The sequence below is a fragment of the Parabacteroides sp. AF19-14 genome, assembly GCF_003635485.1.
In the GTDB taxonomy this organism is placed as follows: Bacteria; Bacteroidota; Bacteroidia; order Bacteroidales; family Tannerellaceae; genus Parabacteroides; species Parabacteroides distasonis.
Map to the genome: position 1 here is coordinate 1 of NZ_QTMJ01000027.1, position 19,344 is coordinate 19,344.

Below are 19,344 nucleotides of genomic sequence, written 5' to 3' on the forward strand. Positions count from 1 at the left end.
TTGGCTTTTATAGCCAGAGAGCCGTGTCGTGAAAAAGAAGGCATTTCAATCAAAAAGATACTATTCATCGCATTAAGCTGACATCCGCGATTCTTGTTTTATCCCTTTGAATTAACTCTGTTCCCAATAAATATCGGGTGAGCCAAGTAATCGCATCCAGACATTGCATCTCTATGTAAATTCGCAAGCGAAACTCTTGCATAATCAAAAAAAATCAATACCTTTGCACCCGGTTTCAACAAGACCTTGGAGAGATGCTCGAGTGGTTGAAGAGGCACGCCTGGAAAGCGTGTAAACCCCTAAAGGGTTTCGCGGGTTCGAATCCCGCTCTCTCCGCAGAACTAACCAGACAATAAACAGTTAAGTCCCATAAATCCAACGATTTGTGGGACTTTTTAAATTTTTTGTTACCTACACTAAATCTTCTTGTTTGATCGAATAACACTTAGTGTTTGTAAGATGACAGACAATATTATTACCCCTAGCCCTATATAAAAAGCGGCGTTCAACTCTTTAGCCTCACTAAAAAGAAGCATAGCCAAGATAATGCTATAAATAGGTTCCAGATTATAACTCAAGTTTACCGTGAACGCAGAGATCTTTTTCAGGACTTGTATCTGAAGTAAATACAAACCAATCGTACAAACAGAAGCTAAAAGCAATAAATAAGTAAAATCTAATAGCCCGGGAACAATCGTCGATACAGGAAAATATCGCAAATAGAACGGTAAAATACAGGAAAGCCCGATAAAGCCACCTACCATTTCATACAAGAGCATGGTACTTGTTGAATAATTATTTCCGATCTTCTTATTCGTGATCGTGAACAAAGCCGCTAAAGCGGATGATATAATACCCAAACCTATTCCTAAACGATAGCGAGTATCGAAATGGAAAATCAGCACCACCCCGAATAAAGTCAACAAACTAAAAGCAACCTCCTTGAAAGACACTCTATGACAATTAATCAATGGTTCTAGAAAAGCCGTAAAGAAACCTACCAGAGAAAAACAAACCACTCCAATAGACACATTCGAAGCCTTTATACTTCCATAAAAGAAAACCCAATGCAATCCCAGCAATAACCCTACTCCCCCTATCCTCAAGGCATCCCCGAAAGAAATTCGATTCAATCTTTTGCCGACGGATAAAACGAGTAAAAACAACAAAGACGCAAGCATCATACGATACCAGACCAATAGGGCTTCATTCAAGCTAATCAATTTTCCAAATATGCCCGTCGCACCTGCCAAAATAATAGATATATGCAGTTTTATAAATGCGTCTTTCATTATGTCACTATAATATTTAATTATGGACAAATGTACAAAGGAAATATAAGCTATCGAATTCAAACTTGATAAATACTCCGTTTTTTACCCTAATGGTAACTTTTTTCTAAATGGAGAAGCCTACTTTTGTGCCGCAAAAATAAAAAGAAAAGAAACTGACGATGCAAGACAGTATTGATTTTGGAACAATGAACATTCCGAAGTTGTTCCGTATGATGTTTATCCCTACCTTATTAGGTATGATCCTTTCCGCCACTATTAATATCGCCGATGGAATATTCGTAGGAAGAGGCGTAGGAAGTGACGCCTTGGCTGCGGTAAATATCGTGGCTCCTTTTTTCATGTTAGCAACCGGAATCGGGCTTATGTTCGGAGTAGGCGCATCTATCGTCGCCTCGATCCACCTTTCACACCAGAAAGTCAAGGTAGCGAATATTAATATCACGCAAGCGCTTTCGGTCTCATTATGTATTATGTTATCGCTTTCCTTGTTAGTGATGACATTCCGTGCTGAGGTCGCTCTTTTATTGGGTAGTTCCGAACAATTATTGCCCTCCGTATTGGAATATATGAACTGGATCGCCCCGTTCCTTGCCTTTTACATGTTATTGAATATCGGGTTATTCATTATCCGGTTAGACGGATCACCTACATACGCCATGTTATGCAGCGCTATCCCGGCCCTGATAAACCTAACATTAGACTATATTTTCGTTTTCCCATTGCATTGGGGATTAATGGGAGCCGCTTTAGCTTCCGCTATTTCCGTAATCGTAGGAAGTATTATGATCGTGGTTTATATCGTAGGTTTTTCTAAAGTATTACATCTTTACCGCCCTAAATTCTCGCTTAAAAGTATCTTATTGACAATCCGCAATATCGGATACATGGTAAAGCTTGGTTCTTCCGCGTTCTTAACTGAGGCAGCTATCGCTTGTATGATGCTGGTGGGTAATTATATATTCATGAGATACCTTGGGGAAGACGGGGTTGCCGCCTATAGTGTAGCCTGTTATTGCTTTCCTATCGTATTCATGGTGAACAATGCGATCGCCCAGTCTACCCAGCCGATCATAAGCTACAACTATGGCATACAGCAGTGGAAAAGAGTACGGCAGGCGTTTAAGTTAGCCCTGCTATGCGCTGTCGTGTGCGGAGGACTCGCCTGCGTGGGTACTATTTTATTCTGCCCGGAAGTCTCCTCCTTATTTCTCGGTAATCATGGCAACGCTTACGAGATAGCGGTCTCCGGCATTCCCTATTTTTCTTTGGGATATGTCTTTTTCGCTCTCAATATCGTTTGTATCGGGTACTACCAGAGCATAGAACGTTTCAAACCCGCTACGCTATTCACTATTCTACGAGGAATCGTGATTATCACCCTAAGTTTCATGTACCTACCTGTTGTCTGCGGAATTAAAGGTATTTGGCTGGCCGTACCTTTGTCGGAATTAATTACTTTTGTAATCATAGTGGTATACTATCTATTGAAACGTAGAAGAGCATGAAAGAGGAAGTTCGCCAGAAAGTGATGGAACGGTTTTCAATCTCTGAGCAGGCCATGCAGTTATTGCTGGAAAGCGCAGAGATGATGTCGTTTGTCCCCAAAGATATAATCGTACATGAAGGTGAGATAAACACGAATATGTATATCTTATCCAAGGGAATCTGGCGGGCTTATACATTTAAAGATGGGACGGAAGATACCTTTTGGTTCGCCGTGGAGAGCGAGATCGCACTCCCGGTATGGGGATATACTTCCGGCTCTCCTTCTCTTTATACCATAGAAGCCGTTACGGAAAGCGAGGCGTATTGCCTATCCAAACAGAAACTAGAAATCCTATTTCAATCCTCCGTGCAATTAGCAAATATCGGAAGAAGGATTCTAGAGAATTTTATGCTTGAGATCGAGACTTCATGGTTAAGTTCTTACAAACGAACCGCCATTGAACGTTACGCCATTCTATTGGACAAGCAGCCCGAAATCATCCAATCCGTCCCCCTAAAATATATAGCTTCTTATCTAGGTGTCACGGCTCAATCCTTAAGTAGAATCCGGGCAAAGTTAGCTAGTTCCTTAACCTTTATCGTGTAAAGCCCCTTCATATCCCCTCGGACTGGAGATACCATGTCCAGCCATTTATATTTACCTGTACGGCATTCCATGTATTATCAGCAAAGAAAAAGATAATCTTATATCTATCTTGGCGATCCAGATATTCTTGTACATCCATATTATTTCCCTCCATACTAGTCAAGGCTAAAAAATCTGTCAAATTAATATTGAATACCTTTTTGCCGGTAGACTTCTCCGTTACGACAAAACGTGTCGGCCGATCTTCCATCAGCCGCATCGTGTTCAACTCGACAGCTGCCGCCGATGATGACTTTTGTTCCATATAATAAGGTCGGAAACTTAACACATCATCCTCCAATAACGAGTTGTCATAGGCCAGATGGCCATTCGACTCGATGATCTCATATTCATAATCATTCATGTTCACATTCCAATTATCTCCGGAGGTAGCCCGGATATAACTATCGGAATAGCCTTGAAAAACAAACCGTATCTTATTCGTATCTTTTATCAGATCAATCGTCTCAGTCTGATGGCTGGTCCCTGTAAAATCAACGTCACTGATATAACCATACCAAAGAGGCTCCAGTTCTTTACTGATGATAAGAGACTCCTCACGTTTCAGCCTTAACCTCATATCAGTAATCGTATTCTCTCCCCTAGGCGTATAAATATCGTAGGAGTCACGTGCGCCGGCCCAAGCCAAAAATTGGTATTCTCCTATCGGAAGCTTTACCTCCATTTGGTAATTGCCTGTCGCCAACGCTTCACCTTCCTCTACTTGACTGAACAGAAACTTTCCGTCTTTGTCAAATACATAAAGCTCCACTTTATCCACCTGCGTATGGAACGCATCCGTGAAAAGCATATTATAGTCGTACTTAAACTTGACAAATAAACGACATTCGGGAAGATCCTCATGAAACATATCGCAAGAGGTCAATATCCACGGACAGATAATAAGGATTCCCCAAATTGTATAACGTATAAGACGGTTCTGTTTCATATTTTTCTATTTTTCTAATTAATCCTTACTCTAATTAAAGGGAGTTCCCAGAAGGAAAAACACTGTTTGGAAACTCCCCTTCTCTAACCTGCGATACCTAACTAATAACCTAAAATCATAAGATCTCCTCTTGGCTATACCAAGTCCACGGGTTCACGTTAATCTGGATAGACAACCATGTCTCATCATTCTCATCTGGCGTATCTGGGTCCGGATCCGGAATAGTAGGATAACCCGGATTATTAAATCCCTTGATATTAATATCATAAACGGAATTACGCACAACCCCAAACTCTCCAAACTCATTCATCGCCTTATCCGAGTCATCATGTTTAATCATGATCTTGTAATAACTTACACCACCATCATAATAAAAGACCGTACCATAACTACCCGCCCCTTTATTCTCTACGGCAAGCCTTGCGTCTACAAATTTTTGTTTAAGTGCCGCAGCCTGCGTTTCTGCGCTTTGACCGGATTGCTTAAATTCATCTCCGGTTGGAATAGTAACCTCCTTGGAGGAATCCACGTATTTTACATACCGGTTGAAGGCTGTTGATATAGAGGTTGGATAACCGTCAGGGTTCCCATCCTTATATTTCTTTGTCAACTCATTTTCTATCCAGTCCATCAAGGTATCATATGTATAGCTTACGCCATTTACGATCATCCAAGACTCACCCTCTCCCACATCAACCGTACCGCCATCTAATTTTTTCAGTTTCTTCGGCGCGAAGTTCGCTTGTAAAAGGACTTGGGTCGTATAAGCATGGTTGTTATACTCTTTTTCTTGTGTATTCTCCAGACAATATTCAGTAACGGGATTAGATGCTGAACTTATCTCATTCCAAGATATAGCAGATGCGTTCGTCGAAGCAGACACAAAATTGTAATTATTCGTATACGCCACTTGATTCGCCTCGTTCCACTCACCGATATTCGTATTGTTGTAATTCGGGTCTACCCGGTATGAACCGATCTCATACCTATCGAATGGAGTGACACAAGTACCGCGAGCATCCGGAGTATTGGCAGGATCTTCATTCCAAGTCTTAATCCTCCTCGATACAGGATAATACCATTTATTAGTAACGTTCAGAATCCATTTCGGGCTATAGATCGATGCCGTGCTATTATCCATAGTGCCATCGCTGGTATATACACGTACTTTAGCGACAACACGATCTATATAAATCGCTAGCGGATTCTTTACCGCGACATCTTGGCTCTTATAAAGAGTTAAGTTTATCGTATTTCCCGAGTTATCCGAAGGTTCCAGATGACCTTTTGAGTTTGTCATCAAAAATGTTCCTGTTTTCGCGACACTCGTTGTTATCGACTCATCCTTCACCGCCTTGTTCACATCCACGAAACTAGAGCCTTCCCCGACGCTGGAGAAACCGGCACCCGGATTCGCGATAATCAGTATTGTCTTAGAAGTAGCCGGAATCTGAAAAGCCTTACTGCTACTGCTTGCGCCGGAAGATGTCAAATCACCGGAGCCGGTACTTAGGTCTATCACTTTTGTAACTAGACTCGCATCTTGATCGCCATCGAAGAAAATCGCTTTAACATCCTCAATCTCATATTCGCCTGTTATCGCATTCTCTTGATTAGGGATATTCAATCCACGGGTAACGGCGGCGGGAGTCTTAATATTCAAAGCCACCCACGCATCGCCCGAAGGATCGGTTACTACATCGCTATTCCCATCCGAAATAGCATGGTCATCACTACACGCAGCAAACACTAGCGTCGCAAGCGCAAACATAAAAAGTCTTTTCTTTTTCATTTTACAACAATTAAACTGTTTCTAACTAAACACTTATCACTTTTTATCTCTTAGTCATCTTTTAATCCGTCACGACCGTTTGGGATAATTGACTAATATTTAACTTTATACGTTGTACAGAATTAGTATTCGAGGATACACCGGGATCTTTTATAGTAGTCAGGTATATAATGCCACTTCTCTGTTTGGACATTGTATTCCCCAAGACTTCAATATAAATTGTCCCATCATCAACCGTGATCTTATCCGTGTCCTCCCGTACAGCGCCGACGGAAGGACGCAGCTTTATCCAGCTCTTAGGATCATCCGCCCCATCTTCCACATATGCGGAAAGACAATAGTAGTTCATATCGAAACTATCGCTGCTATCCGCAGCCGGCATATATTTAATTGTCACTCCAGCCGCCGGTATAGCATATCTTTGCCTAATACGCACCGTCTTTTCGAGAGTCCCCAATTTCAGCGTGATATACGCATGATCTAACAAGCCATTCGATATTTGAGCTTCCACAGCCGTGATATTCGGATCTGATGTCGTATCATCCACGATCGGTATTCTCGCTCCATTAGATGGGTTTACCAGCAAGGGTACCCCAATGCCGACCTCGTTTCCATTATCACTAATCCGGCAGGCATTCGGAAAACGAGTCCGGCAATCCGTAATCAATTTAAAAACCTCAAAATTGGCACCCTCACTCGTATAGGCGATAAATACCGAATTACTGACTCCCAGAAAGAAATCGTTGTTCGCTACAACTTCGTATGAGTCTCTATTATCAACTGAGATCTCATAATCCAGAGCTGTGTTGGAAGGTTTAGAGGCTTTTGCATCTTCTACCGTATCATAGCCGGGACCTTTTGCCGTAACAATAGTGAATTGATAAGAATGATTACGTTGTAAATCCATTAACTGGACATCCTTATTGACGATCGCCATTTTATAGAAATAATCCCGTCCCCCATACGCACCTTGAATAATCAAGTGTGTATTATTCCGCATATCAGACTCATATAAATAGACTGGATCATTCTCAGTACTCTCCCCCCCATCTATGAAATCTGCCTGAACCAATAAGGATGAATAAGCAGCATCATTCCTGTATTCAGTCAAATTAGAGGTATTATCCCTAATGAGACCATCCAGCGTATGAAACGGTCCTTGCCTAGGTACATTCATAACCGCCACAACTCCCTTTAGCTCAAAGTTCGTCGCCTTATTGACAATTACCATTTTAGCGATCGCCCGGGTAAGCATCAAGGGCGTTCCGTCCGTATTCTCGATCTTTGTTGTATGATCTATCTTATCTACTTCCAGTAAATAACTCATCGGGATCACTTGCCCGTTACCACTATAAGGAATGACAGAAACCGAAGGTACCGCCAATGGAGCCGTCAGCATATTCGTACAGAAATCAGCCAATGTCGTCAAACCTTGCATCAATTGGGCAGAAAATCCAGTTTCATCGAATCCATATTCCGTAACCGCATCCCCATAATAAAATCTATCGGGTGAATTAGCCAATATCAATAACTGATATTTACTGTCATTCGATTGTTTAGTCAATATCACATATCTTTTTCCCGCTAATTCAAAGGCTTGCACGGCTTCCACAAAAGTAGCGTTAGGCCCTTCTCCTTTGAAAACAAACATCCATGGGTTCTTACCCACCGTACCCTCATCCATAAGTCCTTTTGTTGACGGGAGATGGTACGAATTAGCACGGGCGAAAATCTCCAGCTGTACTTTTTCAGAAAAGACTTCTTCCTCTCCTACCTGTTCAGACAAAGCAAATTCATGCTCACAGCCAGATAGCATTAATAGGGATAACAGAGCCCAAAAACCGATCATATGCATACTAATTATTCTCATTCTTTCACGCAACGAATTGTAAAACCAAATTGATGACTCGAAGACTTGGGAGTTGTCGCTAAATAATTATACTCTATCCCCCAAATATTACCGTGAGCAGAACCTTTCTCTTCTCCACTTGACGTATCAGTCCACCCCGGAGCCGCCGAAGAAGACCAATAATACCCTGTCTCACTCGCATATTCCAAACTACCATCCGTATGCCATCTTCGGCCTGCGGCCGGAAAGAAAATAGAGGCGTTATTGTCCGGATTAAATATCAAGACACCCCCATAAGCCGCTTCCGTCGTATCTAAAGACACTCCTTTATACTTACTGACTTTCCCCGAACCTCTTTCTATGCCATCGATCATATCTCTTTCCACGATAGGACGCCTGTCGAAAAAACCATCCGCATAGAATCCGTACTTGATCTCTTCCAGAATCTTAGGGATATATTTCTCCGGTTTATTCTGTGGATCAATCGGTTTTTCAGCCGTCACCCAATTTCCATCCCCTTTCATTGGATTACGGAATAACGACATTCTTATCTCGGATTTATATACATCATTATAGGTATAACTATTCAACACAATCCTATCCAAGGGACCGTCGCTTGGACGATGATAACCCGGGGGACAGATCTCGTAATAATCTTTCAGTTTATCCCCGCTCGTAGCATCCCAAAAAGTGGGAGTCTCAATACGTCTTATCGGCCATTCCGATAACTCCCACGTAGCACTCTTATTATTCACGTTGGTAGGGTGATACGCACGAAGTGCTAAAGAAGCATATGCTACCGGTAATCCCCATTGAAAATGAGCGCCGGCTTGAGTCGGATACTTAACAAAATCAACTTGATCAGTGCTTTTATCTATCTGCTTCCATTCATCCTTTGTATCAACATCATTTAAGAATGACCGAGCTGTCAAATTGTACGCACTAAATTTTACACCTAAATCCGGCCCCTCGTTTGTACCCCTCCGCATTATATAATCAGGCGCCTCTCCTTGGCGGACATATAAATCAGTTTCGTAAGTCGTCCCATTTTCCGTATAAGAAAGCTTTACGACACCATATCTAGGCACTCCTTTTCTAGGATTCTTGCTCTTCAATCCTATCCGGAAGTAAACACGTCCTCTTCCTTGTACAAAACTGCCTGTCTCACCTTTCTGTGAATTAGGAATAACCGGATAGTCTTCCGGATCTCCCGGAGAACCTGTTCCAACGTTAGGATCAAAGCTAGGTGTCGAGCTTATCACTATAAAATCCTGATATTCGGTTGGAACTTCCACACGCCACTGATACCAATAACTCCACTTGTTCCCACTAATTATCCTTTCTCCACTTTCATCATCCTTATAGAAAGCCCCTACATAAGGGTTAGACCATAGATGATTCGTTGAATTAATATCAAACGGATAACGATTTCCATATTGACTGACCTTTACGGTTATCGTTCTCCGAATAGCGTTCTTCCCCGAGAAGTCTTCCGCAGCCATCAATGTAATCTCATAGGTTTCCTTACCTATAATATAGTTTGGCAAATCAAGTAAGATATCCATATAGCCCGCTCCAGTACTCGGATCATACGAAATCCTCTCATCAGCGTTCGGCTGCCACTCTTGACTCGACAAAGCGTTAAACACCTCATTCGTTTCCTTATAAGTGTTTGTACTTAGCACTTTTACTTTATCAAAAACCCTCACAACCGGCATATTGGACGAGAAAGAGATTCGTGCCCCGTTAAAATCGGTAATATCGACCTCCGTATGTGACACATTTAGCACTCTATTACCAGATATATTCCAATCATTTGCTATTGAATCCCAATCCGATGCCTGTATATTCATCTCCAAGGGTTGTTTAATGATCCCGGTAAGATCTAGCTTCGTATTTTTAGGCAAGTTATAATCAACCGGCTCTGAGTTTATTTTCAACTCACAGGAGGGATTATAGCTATCCTCCATATCTACCGTAAAAACCACCGCATTTGCCGGATCGTTCTTTCTCTCCAACTCATTAGAGGGCAAAATAATACGAGTGATCTTCCGAGCCCAATTCATTCCGGGAATATTTGGAGTAACAGAGGAGAAATAATCACCATCTTCTCTCAATGTAAAATTACGTGTTACATTCCTCTCAATAGTAGAGCCACTATATTGAGCTGTCAATGGGATCAAATTAGGGATACCACTAAATATAACTCCATTAAAAATATCATCGAAATTATCTGCCGCCTCCAAAACAACATCTACTCGAACTCCCAGACGATTAAGGGCCAGTTGTAATAAAGAAACCGTTGTCCCATCACTCAATTTAGCCCCTTTACCTTTTGGTAAAACCTCTACGTTATTTATTTCCTGCATCATTGGGATCGATTTCTCCGAAGAAAAAGAGCTTGCGGGATAAGCGATAAGATTCAAATCGTCATAACGTGAAAGAGTGTTCAGTTTATTGGCTATAACGTTATCCGTCGGTTCATTCGCCAAAAATACGAAATCATAATTCCCAGCTACGATTGGATGCCGGATGATATTTTCTATCCATTGATTCTTACTATAGTGAATATTAGATATGCACGCTCCCGTTGTCTTATTGAAAGCCAAAACACGAAGCGTATTCACGTCGTAGTCCTCTTCGCTACCCGAATGAGTCGTATTTTGAGAATCTATATTCCTAATAGAAATATAGGCTCCTTCCACATTACCGCTAATCATTGTCTCATCCGTACATGAGAAAAGGATTATCAATAACAAGACTGCCACGAAACCTTTATATATTTTACACTCTTCCACTATCATAAAAATTGCTCTAATGTTATAATGCAAATATCACGATATAAAAAGTCACAATAAACTAAATATGCACCCAATAATGACAATATGAATCACAGTTTACATCTAATTATGCAATTATTTTTCAGACCGTTACAGTTTCCAGAAAAACAAGATCAAAAGGCTCTATTTTTCTATTATACGCAAGACTCTTATCAAACAGTTCCGATTATCGAAACAAATCACATTAATAAGAATCCACGAAAAAGCCCTTAAACGAAAGATCGCTTAAAGGCTCAATAAACATCCCTTATAATATTCATTTATGTAGAAATTAGGTCCGTTATATTTCGTCTTATCTATAATTATAATATATCAATAACCGATCTCTGTCTTTTTATAAAATCGATACGTTGTGCCTCTCCACTTTCGGATATTAGGATAGAATGGCGTTTCAATGCCTGAATCCAATCTCGTTGCATTTTACAAATCTGCGGACTTTGGGAGTCCATAGAATTGATTGAATAAACTCGTAGCATACTAATTTGGAAATCCAGCTTCTCTATATAAGTATAGGTTGCCTCAAAATCAATGCTTGATAAGTAGAAAAACACCTTATGGCCCTCACTGAACTCTCCTGTGATAGATAAAGCCTCCATATGAGTAAGTAATTGATAAAGTTCCTCTTTCAAGCACAGAACATCCTCTTTCGATATCAAATTCAGGCAAGCAAAGTATTGGACCTCTTTCACGAAAGAAACAAAAATATTCATATCCCAGATAAAACTGGTTTTCGGACAATTCTTTACGCTATAACTTAATTTTTTATGTACATTTATAATTCGTTCTTCCACCGCCATCCCATATAGAGAATTTGGAGTCTTTATCTGTCCATGATGATATAACCAGCGGCAAAGACGGAACTTAGACAGATATTCAAAAGAGGAATAAAGCGTAAAAGGCAAAACATTCGATGCCGTACAAACCTCCGTACTCTTATCTCCTTTCACATAGTCAAATATCCGTAAGTAACGATCAATAATCTCATAATAACTTTCTATCGCATTGGCAGACCGGAGCAAGTTCATATCGAAAGTCACTCTATTATGCAAGTGATTTCCTATGATCTGATCTATGGAGATCCCCAACTTATAGGAAATTTGCGCAACCTCATCAATCGTAAAAGCGACCTCTCCCCGAAGCCTGCGGTACACCGCCTCTCTCCCGATACATAAAGTATCCGTCAAGAAATTAGCAAGATTTTGTCCGGGAGGAAGCCTATCTTTCATTGCGGTTATCAATTCATTTACAATACTATCTTTCATTGCCTTATACCTTATTTCCAACTATTAATATTCCTTGATACATTAGGCAAATGTAAAACATGTAAACGATAGTTTTGTACGATAAAGCAAGCCTATGAGAATTGTTCCTTTTCTAATTAAAGCAAATACAGACAGAAAAAGATAGAAAACGAAATTAAACTAAAAAAGCACCTATAAATTTCGAATCGCGCAATCGGAAGATCTAGGTTGTTTCATTTATCGAAACAAGTTCAAACTCTAAAGCGTATTTATAATCTCCCTTTGTCTATTGAAAAACTGGATACGTTGCATCTCTCCACTCTCGGAGATCATGGTAGAGAACTTTTTTAAAGATTGAATCCAGTCTTTCAAGCTATTAAACATCTCAGAATCCTGTGTCGTAATAGAATTTATCGAGTAAACCCGTATCATACTTAACTGCAAAGAACTTGTTTCCAGATAACTATACGTAGCCTCAAAGTTAATATGCGATACATAAATTCGTACACTATTGCCAGCCTCGGTCTTTCCTCTCATAGCAAGTTCTTCCAATTCATCCACCAACACTAATAACTCCTCTTTGATACGTTGTATATCCTCACAGGAAATAAGATGGATATCGGAGAAATATTTAATGTCATTGACCAAATGATGGAAGATCATATTATCCCAAATATAATCCGTAGAATGGATATACTGTGTCAACGATACAAATTCTCTTTGGGTATCAACCAGTTTTTCCGGTATCTTCAGATTCTCAAAATGATTGCATTGGATATGCTTATTCTGATACATCCACTTAAATAAACGAAACTTTGACAAAAGGTCATGCTTCAAATAAAGGGTCTGAGGAATAGTATTGGAAGAGGTACCCAAAGCCGTAGTAGGATCATCCTGAAAGGCCCTAAAGATCTTCACATATCTAGACAAGATCGTAAAATAAGCATTAAAAGGATCATCGTGATCTACCACATTCAAGTCGAACACGGCATTGGCACTAAAACTAACCCCTACTATTTTATCCAATGACACACCCAATTTCCTTGAGATAAGAGCTGCCTCTTCCAAGGTGAAAGGAACCTCGCCACGTAAGCGCCTATAAATGGCTTCTCTGCCAATATAAAGGGTATCCATCAACAGATTCGCCAAATTTGTCTTAGGGGGAAGTTTTTCTTTTAAAGCTTCAATCAAGCCTGTATTTAATTCATTTATCATCATAACCATGTCGAATGAAAAATCATCTACTCTAGTAACATATATAGAGAGGAAGTTGTTTCGAGAACAAGTACATTCGTAGATGGATTTTCAAAGCACGTAGCTTTTCAGCTTATTCATATCAACTATTTTCCCTTCCCGGGAAATAGCCCCTTCCTCTATCATTTCCGAGAAACTACGGGCCAATGAAGGACGGGCCACTCCAAAATATTCCGAAAGCTCTGTTTGATTACGATCCTGCTTATAATGATCTCCTTGAATACGTTTAAGTATATAGTAAGCCAGTTTACCTTTAATGGTCTTAATCGATAATAATTGAAGACGTTCAGAAAGAAATTGTGTCCGGTTGGCGTTAAAAGCCATATAGCTTTGAAGAAAATGCTCGTTTGTCGCCAGCAAACGCATCACCGCATTCTTAGGTATTAAAATGATCTCGCATTCCTCCAAGGCGATAACATCTACCGGGAAGCGATTATTTTCCGCAAACAAAAATGCGGAGGCCAAAGGAGTAGGCGCCGATAAAGTCTCCACTTCCAGAATTGTCCCGCTTTCGGTGATCATCTCAGTCTTTACCCGTCCTTTACTCAATAGATAAAGCGAAGATAAGGCATCTCCCTGACGAGCCACCCAGTCACCTTTCTTAAACGACCTTGTCGAATAATCCAACGAACTGAAAAGAGCGGTTTGCTCTTCCTCAGACAATTTTCCGCAAATAGGACACAAACTCAGATTCATAAAACTTCCTTTTGCGGATAAAGATAAAGAAAATAATCAAAGAGTGTAACAACTGTTACAGGTTAAACGATCTTCTATCCCCTACATTCGCGATAAACTTATAAAATAAAAGCTATGTTCTGTTATCAATGTCAAGAAACCGCCCAAGGAAAGGGCTGTATATTAAAAGGTGTATGTGGTAAGACCGCCGAAGTGGCCGGATTACAAGATTTACTGATGTACTTAATGAAGGGAATCTCCAAACTAACAACGACTTTACGCAAGCGAGGCGTGGAATCATCCACGGCCAATAAGTTTATCGTCGACGGACTTTTCATGACCATCACAAACGCCAATTTCGATTCATCCAGATTCGTATCAAAGATCAAAGAAGCCTATCAGCTACGGGAGAACCTTCTCGACGAGCTACATCGACAGGGAATCCATCCATCCTTAACCTGCGATTGTCTGACTTGGAAATCGGACAAAGTAGAGGAAATGGAGGTCAAATCGAAAGAAGTAGGTATTCTCGCCACAGAAAACAAGGATATCCGCTCTCTACGAGAATTACTCACTTATGGGGTAAAAGGTATGGCTGCCTACGTGGAACACGCTTACAATCTAGGCTTCGAGGATACCAGCCTCTATGCCTTTATCCAAGACGCCTTGGTCGCAACGACTCAATCGGACCTGACCGTCGCCGATTTAACCCGATGGGTACTCACCTGCGGCGAATACGGAGTAAAAGCCATGGCCTTATTAGATAAAGCGAATACTTCCACCTATGGCAACCCGGAAATTACGAAAGTGAATATCGGCGTAGGAAAGAACCCGGGTATACTTATCAGTGGGCACGACTTGAGAGACATTCAAGACTTGCTGGAACAAACCGAAGGTACAGGCATAGATGTCTATACACATAGCGAGATGCTTCCTGCACATTATTACCCGGCTTTCAAGAAGTATAAGCATTTTGTAGGAAACTACGGTAGCGCCTGGTGGAAACAAACATCTGATTTCGAGACATTCAACGGAGTTATCCTGTTTACGACCAACTGCCTTGTCCCTCCCCGTTCTTCCGCCACTTATGCCGATCGGGTCTATACGACCGGCTCTACCGGGTTCGAAGGATTCCCACATATCGCCGATCGTAAGCCCGGAGGCTCTAAGGATTTCTCTGCGTTAATCGAACACGCAAAGAAATGCGCCCCTCCAACGGAAATCGAACACGGAGAAATCATCGGTGGATTCGCTCATGAGCAGGTATTCCAATTAGCCGACAAGGTTATCGATGCCGTAAAATCAGGAGCGATACGTAAATTCTTTGTCATGGCAGGTTGCGACGGAAGAATGAAGAGCCGTAGCTACTATACCGAATTCGCCGAGAAATTACCGAAAGATACCGTCATATTAACCGCCGGTTGTGCCAAATATCGTTACAACAAACTGCCTTTGGGGGAGATCAGAGGTATTCCACGGGTATTAGATGCCGGACAATGTAATGACAGTTACTCATTGGTGATGATCGCCCTCAAGTTAAAAGAGATCTTCGGGCTGGATGATGTCAATGAATTACCTATCGCATACAATATCGCATGGTACGAGCAAAAAGCGGTAATCGTATTACTCGCCCTACTCTACCTAGGCGTAAAAAACATTCACTTAGGACCGACATTGCCAGCGTTCTTGTCGCCGAATGTAGCCAAAGTATTGGTCGATAATTTCGGGATCGCCGGAATAGGTAGCGTGGACGAAGACATGGAACTATTTCTAGGAAAGTAAAATAAACCTTTCCCGATCCGCTCTTGTTTTCCTATCACATTTTAATCGATTCAAGATGAATAAGGAACAACAAAAAAGAGTAGCCGCCATTCATGACCTATCGGGATTTGGCAAATGTTCATTGACAGTTGCCCTCCCGATCCTCTCGGCGGCAGGAATAGAGACAAGCGCCTTACCTACGGCCATACTTTCTACACACACAGGAGGTATTCTCGGCTATACTTATAGAGACTTGACGGAAGATATGCGTCCGTTCATGAAGCATTGGAAAGAATTGGATATCCGTTTCGACGCCGTCTACAGCGGCTTTCTTGGATCTTTCGAGCAATTAGATATCGTAAAAGAGTTCTTCTCCCTTTTCAAGCGGGAAGATAACCTGATTCTAGTCGATCCTGTCATGGGCGATAACGGAGAACTATACAAGATATTCACCCCTAAATTCGCCAAAGGAATGAGATCCCTTTGTGAAAAAGCGGACATTATCGTACCGAACCTGACGGAGGCCGCATTATTGTTGGGCGAACCCTACCAAGCAGGTCCCTATACCAAAGCTTATATCGATGGTATTTTACATAAACTAAGTCAGCTAGGCCCTAAGCAAGTTGTCTTGACCGGTGTCTATTTCGACGAGAAAGAACTGGGAGCCGCCACTTTCGATATGGAACGAAATGCGACAGAGTATGTTTTAACAGAGAAAATACCCGGTTATTATCATGGTACGGGAGATGTTTTCGCAAGTGCTTTACTGTCCGGTTTGTTAAATAATTTCAACTTGGAGAGATCTGCGGAAATAGCCGTTCGCTTCACGACAGAAAGTATTCTTCGAACATTCAAGGCGCAAACGGATTATCGCTTTGGCGTGAACTTCGAACAATCCATTCCGGATTTACTAAAAGAACTGAAACTGATATAAATGAGAGCCTTTTTTTTCTCATATTTGCAAATAAAAGGAATATAATAGTATGGCTAAATTAAGAATAGCGTTTTCTGGTATCGGTGCGGTGGGTGGTTATTACGGAGGTATGGTCGCCGCCCGCTATCAAGGAACAATAAAAGCAGATATCTTTTTTATCGCCCGTGGAGAAAATCTAAAGGCTATCCGTGAAAACGGTTTACAAATGCAACTAGGCATCCGGACAATCCATACGGCTCCGGCACTAGCCACCGATAATCCCGCCGAGATAGGGCCGGTAGACTACCTTTTCTGTTGTACAAAAAGTTACGATCTAGAAGAAAACATCCAGCAGCTAAAGCCTGTTATCGGACCTGAGACCGTTATCATCCCCTTGCTAAACGGATTGGATATCGAAGAACGAATCCATAATATACTACCCGAACAAGAGGTCTGGAAAGGATGTGTTTACATCGGTTCTCGCTTGACAGAGCCGGGTGTTGTCGAGAAATTCTCCTTGAAAGAACGTATTTTCTTCGGCAACAAAGATGCAAACAAAGATAAGCAAACCGAGTTGCTTAAATTACTTATGTATGCCCGGTTAAACGCTTTTAATCCAGCGGATATAGACCTACGCATCTGGAAGAAATTCTTCATGATCTCTACGGCGGCTACGGCTACGAGTTTCTTCAACCAGCCCATTGATGAAGTACTAGCCCAACATATCGACCTGTTCATCGCTTTGGGTACGGAATTAAAAAGCGTAGCAGAGGCTATGGGAGTCCGTTTACCCGATGACATCGTCTATACTTCCATCGAGACGCAAAAGATGATGCCGGCCGGCTCCACGACTTCCATGCATAGTGATTTTCTCGCCGGGAAAAAAACAGAGTTGGAAACATTGACAGGATATGTAATTCGTCAAGCGGAGAAGCTCGGCGTTGATGTCCCTACTTATCGATTTATGTATAATGGATTGTCTTTTTATCCCTATCCGAAGAAAACAGAAATATCATAATTATGCAAGATCTAATAAACGGGCGTTGTGGTTGGTGCGGAACTGACGAGTTGTATATGAGATACCATGATCAAGAGTGGGGAAAGTTGGTGACTGACGATAAAACACTGTTCGAGTTTCTTGTGCTGGAAAGTTCTCAAGCCGGGTTAAGTTGGATAACTATCCTTAGGAAGCGTGAGGGATATCGCAAGGCATTTTGTGATTTTGATATCGAAAGAGTGGCGCAAATGACCGATGAAGATGTTGAACGGTTGATGCAGTTTGAGGGAATTGTGAAAAACCGTCAGAAAATTAAATCGACAATCACAAACGCAAGGCAGTTTCTCTCCATACAGAAAGAGTTCGGTAGCTTTTATAATTACACCCTATCATTCTTTCCTAACCAAAAACCAATTATCAACACCTTTCAGTCATTGAGTGAGATTCCGGTATCATCTCCCGAATCCGAAGCCATGAGCAAAGATATGAAGAAACGAGGATTCAAATTCTTCGGAGCCACAATTTGTTACGCCCACCTACAGGCTTCGGGATTTATCAACGATCATCTGATGGACTGCGTTTGCCGAAAAAGATAATAAAAAAGGCGGAAACAGCATGTTCCCGCCTTCATTATTATTTTAGTGAGTGATCTTATTGACCGATATAAGTCTCCATGAACTTAGCGCCCGGAGCCGGAGAGATGGTTATTACCTCCGTATCCGCAGGGATCAAGACAGTTTGACCTTGGTGAACAAAGATCTCGTTTCCTTTATTATCACGGATGGAAGCCTTGCCTGCCATACAGATGTAAACGACAAAAGAATCCAGTTCCGAGAAATTACGAACCATAATCGTATCCAGATCCAAAAGGTTTGTCGTGAAATATTTACAGTCCGCCAACTCTACCGTGGCATTCGTATGACCTTTGTAGTGAGTACGGTAATCCGGATACAACGTATAATCGATAGCGTCTTTCGCCAATTCCGTATGCAGCTCACGGCCATTACCGTTCACATCTTTACGGTTGTAATCGTAAATACGATACGTGATATTACTGGTCTGCTGGATCTCGGCGATAAAACAACCCGCTCCGATCGCATGCACACGTCCCGCCGGCAAGAAGAATACATCGCCTTCATTTACGTCGTAACGTTGAAGCACATCCATGATCGTATTGTTCTCCACACGTTTCACATATTCCTCAGCGTCGATTTGCTCAGAGAAACCGGAATACAGGCCAGCGCCTTTCTCTGCCTTGATCACATACCACATCTCCGTCTTACCGAAAGAGTTGTGGCGTTTTTTCGCCAGCTCATCGTCCGGGTGAACTTGAATGGATAAATTATCACGGGCATCGATAAACTTGATAAGCAAGGGGAAAGTCGTCCCGAATCTCTCCATCACCTTCTCTCCCAGCAATTCCTTGCCATAAGAGCGGATCAACTCATCCAAAGACTTACCTTCCAACTCGCCATTATCGACGATTGAATAATTTCCCTCAACATGAGAAAGCTCCCAGCTCTCGCCTACACCATTCTCAACCGGAGTAATACCCTTAAACGGGCAGATATCTGAACCGCCCCAAATCACCTTCTTGAGGATCGGCTTAAATGTAAATGGATATAACATAACGTGTTTTGTGTATAG

General features: G+C 41.6%; 15 protein-coding genes and 1 tRNA gene. 7 read left to right on the top strand and 9 right to left on the bottom strand.

What is annotated here, in order from left to right; translation table 11 throughout:
• Window positions 1–248: 248 nt before the first annotated feature.
• Window positions 249–336 (top strand) — tRNA-Ser (locus DWX33_RS19575).
• Between the two features lie 80 nt (window positions 337–416).
• On the opposite strand, the gene DWX33_RS19580 is transcribed toward DWX33_RS19575, so the two are convergent.
• On the bottom strand, window positions 417–1,292 hold the full coding sequence (locus DWX33_RS19580) for a DMT family transporter (RefSeq protein WP_122380926.1): 876 nt from the start codon (window positions 1,290–1,292) through the stop codon (window positions 417–419).
• 161 nt (window positions 1,293–1,453) lie between these two features.
• Here DWX33_RS19580 and DWX33_RS19585 point away from each other — a divergent pair, with 161 nt between their 5' ends.
• Together DWX33_RS19585 and DWX33_RS19590 are read left to right on the top strand one after the other, a co-directional pair.
• The gene (locus DWX33_RS19585; protein WP_122380927.1) at window positions 1,454–2,800 is read left to right on the top strand and encodes an MATE family efflux transporter; all 1,347 of its coding nucleotides are present in this window, start codon (window positions 1,454–1,456) and stop codon (window positions 2,798–2,800) included.
• Window positions 2,797–3,387 (top strand): Crp/Fnr family transcriptional regulator, encoded by a 591-nt coding sequence (locus DWX33_RS19590; protein WP_008779579.1) that lies wholly within the window; start codon window positions 2,797–2,799, stop codon window positions 3,385–3,387. Before DWX33_RS19585 ends, DWX33_RS19590 begins: the two co-directional genes overlap by 4 nt.
• 7 nt (window positions 3,388–3,394) lie before the next feature.
• Here the strand turns inward: DWX33_RS19590 and DWX33_RS19595 are convergent, their stop codons facing one another.
• From DWX33_RS19595 to DWX33_RS19625, 7 genes are all read right to left on the bottom strand, one after another.
• The gene (locus DWX33_RS19595; RefSeq protein ID WP_048927773.1) at window positions 3,395–4,375 is read right to left on the bottom strand and encodes a FimB/Mfa2 family fimbrial subunit; all 981 of its coding nucleotides are present in this window, start codon (window positions 4,373–4,375) and stop codon (window positions 3,395–3,397) included.
• Window positions 4,376–4,490: 115 nt separating this feature from the next.
• On the bottom strand, window positions 4,491–6,167 hold the full coding sequence (locus DWX33_RS19600) for an Mfa1 family fimbria major subunit (RefSeq protein ID WP_199713341.1): 1,677 nt from the start codon (window positions 6,165–6,167) through the stop codon (window positions 4,491–4,493).
• A gap of 61 nt (window positions 6,168–6,228) precedes the next feature.
• A complete protein-coding gene (locus tag DWX33_RS19605) occupies window positions 6,229–8,037 on the bottom strand; it encodes a hypothetical protein (RefSeq protein ID WP_048927771.1) in 1,809 nt (602 codons plus the stop codon).
• Window positions 8,034–10,820 carry a fimbrial protein gene (locus tag DWX33_RS19610; protein WP_122380929.1) on the bottom strand — a complete coding sequence of 929 codons (2,787 nt, stop codon included), beginning with the start codon at window positions 10,818–10,820 and terminating at the stop codon, window positions 8,034–8,036. Before DWX33_RS19610 ends, DWX33_RS19605 begins: the two co-directional genes overlap by 4 nt.
• A 338-nt stretch (window positions 10,821–11,158) precedes the next feature.
• The gene (locus DWX33_RS19615; RefSeq protein ID WP_122380930.1) at window positions 11,159–12,118 is read right to left on the bottom strand and encodes a hypothetical protein; all 960 of its coding nucleotides are present in this window, start codon (window positions 12,116–12,118) and stop codon (window positions 11,159–11,161) included.
• Window positions 12,119–12,355: 237 nt separating this feature from the next.
• Window positions 12,356–13,315, bottom strand: a complete 960-nt coding sequence (locus DWX33_RS19620) for a hypothetical protein (protein WP_034532310.1) — start codon at window positions 13,313–13,315, stop codon at window positions 12,356–12,358.
• Between the two features lie 87 nt (window positions 13,316–13,402).
• Window positions 13,403–14,047 (bottom strand): Crp/Fnr family transcriptional regulator, encoded by a 645-nt coding sequence (locus tag DWX33_RS19625; protein WP_005866248.1) that lies wholly within the window; start codon window positions 14,045–14,047, stop codon window positions 13,403–13,405.
• A 114-nt stretch (window positions 14,048–14,161) separates the two neighbouring features.
• Between DWX33_RS19625 and hcp the strand changes: the two genes are divergently transcribed.
• Genes hcp through DWX33_RS19645 form a run of 4 tightly spaced genes read left to right on the top strand, consistent with a single transcriptional unit; the run spans window position 14,162 to window position 18,293 of the window.
• Window positions 14,162–15,808, top strand: coding sequence for a hydroxylamine reductase (gene hcp, locus DWX33_RS19630; protein ID WP_005866246.1), 1,647 nt, complete (start codon window positions 14,162–14,164; stop codon window positions 15,806–15,808).
• Between the two features lie 55 nt (window positions 15,809–15,863).
• Window positions 15,864–16,721, top strand: a complete 858-nt coding sequence (locus DWX33_RS19635; RefSeq protein ID WP_005866243.1) for a pyridoxamine kinase — start codon at window positions 15,864–15,866, stop codon at window positions 16,719–16,721.
• 49 nt (window positions 16,722–16,770) lie between these two features.
• Entirely contained in the window at window positions 16,771–17,718 is a 948-nt protein-coding gene (locus DWX33_RS19640; RefSeq protein ID WP_122144145.1) for a ketopantoate reductase family protein, read from the top strand.
• A gap of 2 nt (window positions 17,719–17,720) precedes the next feature.
• The gene (locus DWX33_RS19645; RefSeq protein ID WP_122380931.1) at window positions 17,721–18,293 is read left to right on the top strand and encodes a DNA-3-methyladenine glycosylase I; all 573 of its coding nucleotides are present in this window, start codon (window positions 17,721–17,723) and stop codon (window positions 18,291–18,293) included.
• A 55-nt stretch (window positions 18,294–18,348) separates the two neighbouring features.
• On the opposite strand, the gene DWX33_RS19650 is transcribed toward DWX33_RS19645, so the two are convergent.
• Entirely contained in the window at window positions 18,349–19,326 is a 978-nt protein-coding gene (locus tag DWX33_RS19650) for a type I phosphomannose isomerase catalytic subunit (protein ID WP_005866237.1), read from the bottom strand.
• Window positions 19,327–19,344 lie beyond the last annotated feature (18 nt).

Excerpts from the sequence above, each read along its gene's own strand:
- DWX33_RS19580 (WP_122380926.1), bottom strand. The coding sequence starts at position 1,292 with ATGAAAGACGCATTTATAAAACTGCATATATCTATTATTTTGGCAGGT.
- DWX33_RS19585 (WP_122380927.1), top strand. The coding sequence starts at position 1,454 with ATGCAAGACAGTATTGATTTTGGAACAATGAACATTCCGAAGTTGTTC.
- DWX33_RS19590 (WP_008779579.1), top strand. The coding sequence starts at position 2,797 with ATGAAAGAGGAAGTTCGCCAGAAAGTGATGGAACGGTTTTCAATCTCT.
- DWX33_RS19595 (WP_048927773.1), bottom strand. The coding sequence starts at position 4,375 with ATGAAACAGAACCGTCTTATACGTTATACAATTTGGGGAATCCTTATT.
- DWX33_RS19600 (WP_199713341.1), bottom strand. The coding sequence starts at position 6,167 with ATGAAAAAGAAAAGACTTTTTATGTTTGCGCTTGCGACGCTAGTGTTT.
- DWX33_RS19605 (WP_048927771.1), bottom strand. The coding sequence starts at position 8,037 with ATGAGAATAATTAGTATGCATATGATCGGTTTTTGGGCTCTGTTATCC.
- DWX33_RS19610 (WP_122380929.1), bottom strand. The coding sequence starts at position 10,820 with ATGATAGTGGAAGAGTGTAAAATATATAAAGGTTTCGTGGCAGTCTTG.
- DWX33_RS19615 (WP_122380930.1), bottom strand. The coding sequence starts at position 12,118 with ATGAAAGATAGTATTGTAAATGAATTGATAACCGCAATGAAAGATAGG.
- DWX33_RS19620 (WP_034532310.1), bottom strand. The coding sequence starts at position 13,315 with ATGATGATAAATGAATTAAATACAGGCTTGATTGAAGCTTTAAAAGAA.
- DWX33_RS19625 (WP_005866248.1), bottom strand. The coding sequence starts at position 14,047 with ATGAATCTGAGTTTGTGTCCTATTTGCGGAAAATTGTCTGAGGAAGAG.
- hcp (WP_005866246.1), top strand. The coding sequence starts at position 14,162 with ATGTTCTGTTATCAATGTCAAGAAACCGCCCAAGGAAAGGGCTGTATA.
- DWX33_RS19635 (WP_005866243.1), top strand. The coding sequence starts at position 15,864 with ATGAATAAGGAACAACAAAAAAGAGTAGCCGCCATTCATGACCTATCG.
- DWX33_RS19640 (WP_122144145.1), top strand. The coding sequence starts at position 16,771 with ATGGCTAAATTAAGAATAGCGTTTTCTGGTATCGGTGCGGTGGGTGGT.
- DWX33_RS19645 (WP_122380931.1), top strand. The coding sequence starts at position 17,721 with ATGCAAGATCTAATAAACGGGCGTTGTGGTTGGTGCGGAACTGACGAG.
- DWX33_RS19650 (WP_005866237.1), bottom strand. The coding sequence starts at position 19,326 with ATGTTATATCCATTTACATTTAAGCCGATCCTCAAGAAGGTGATTTGG.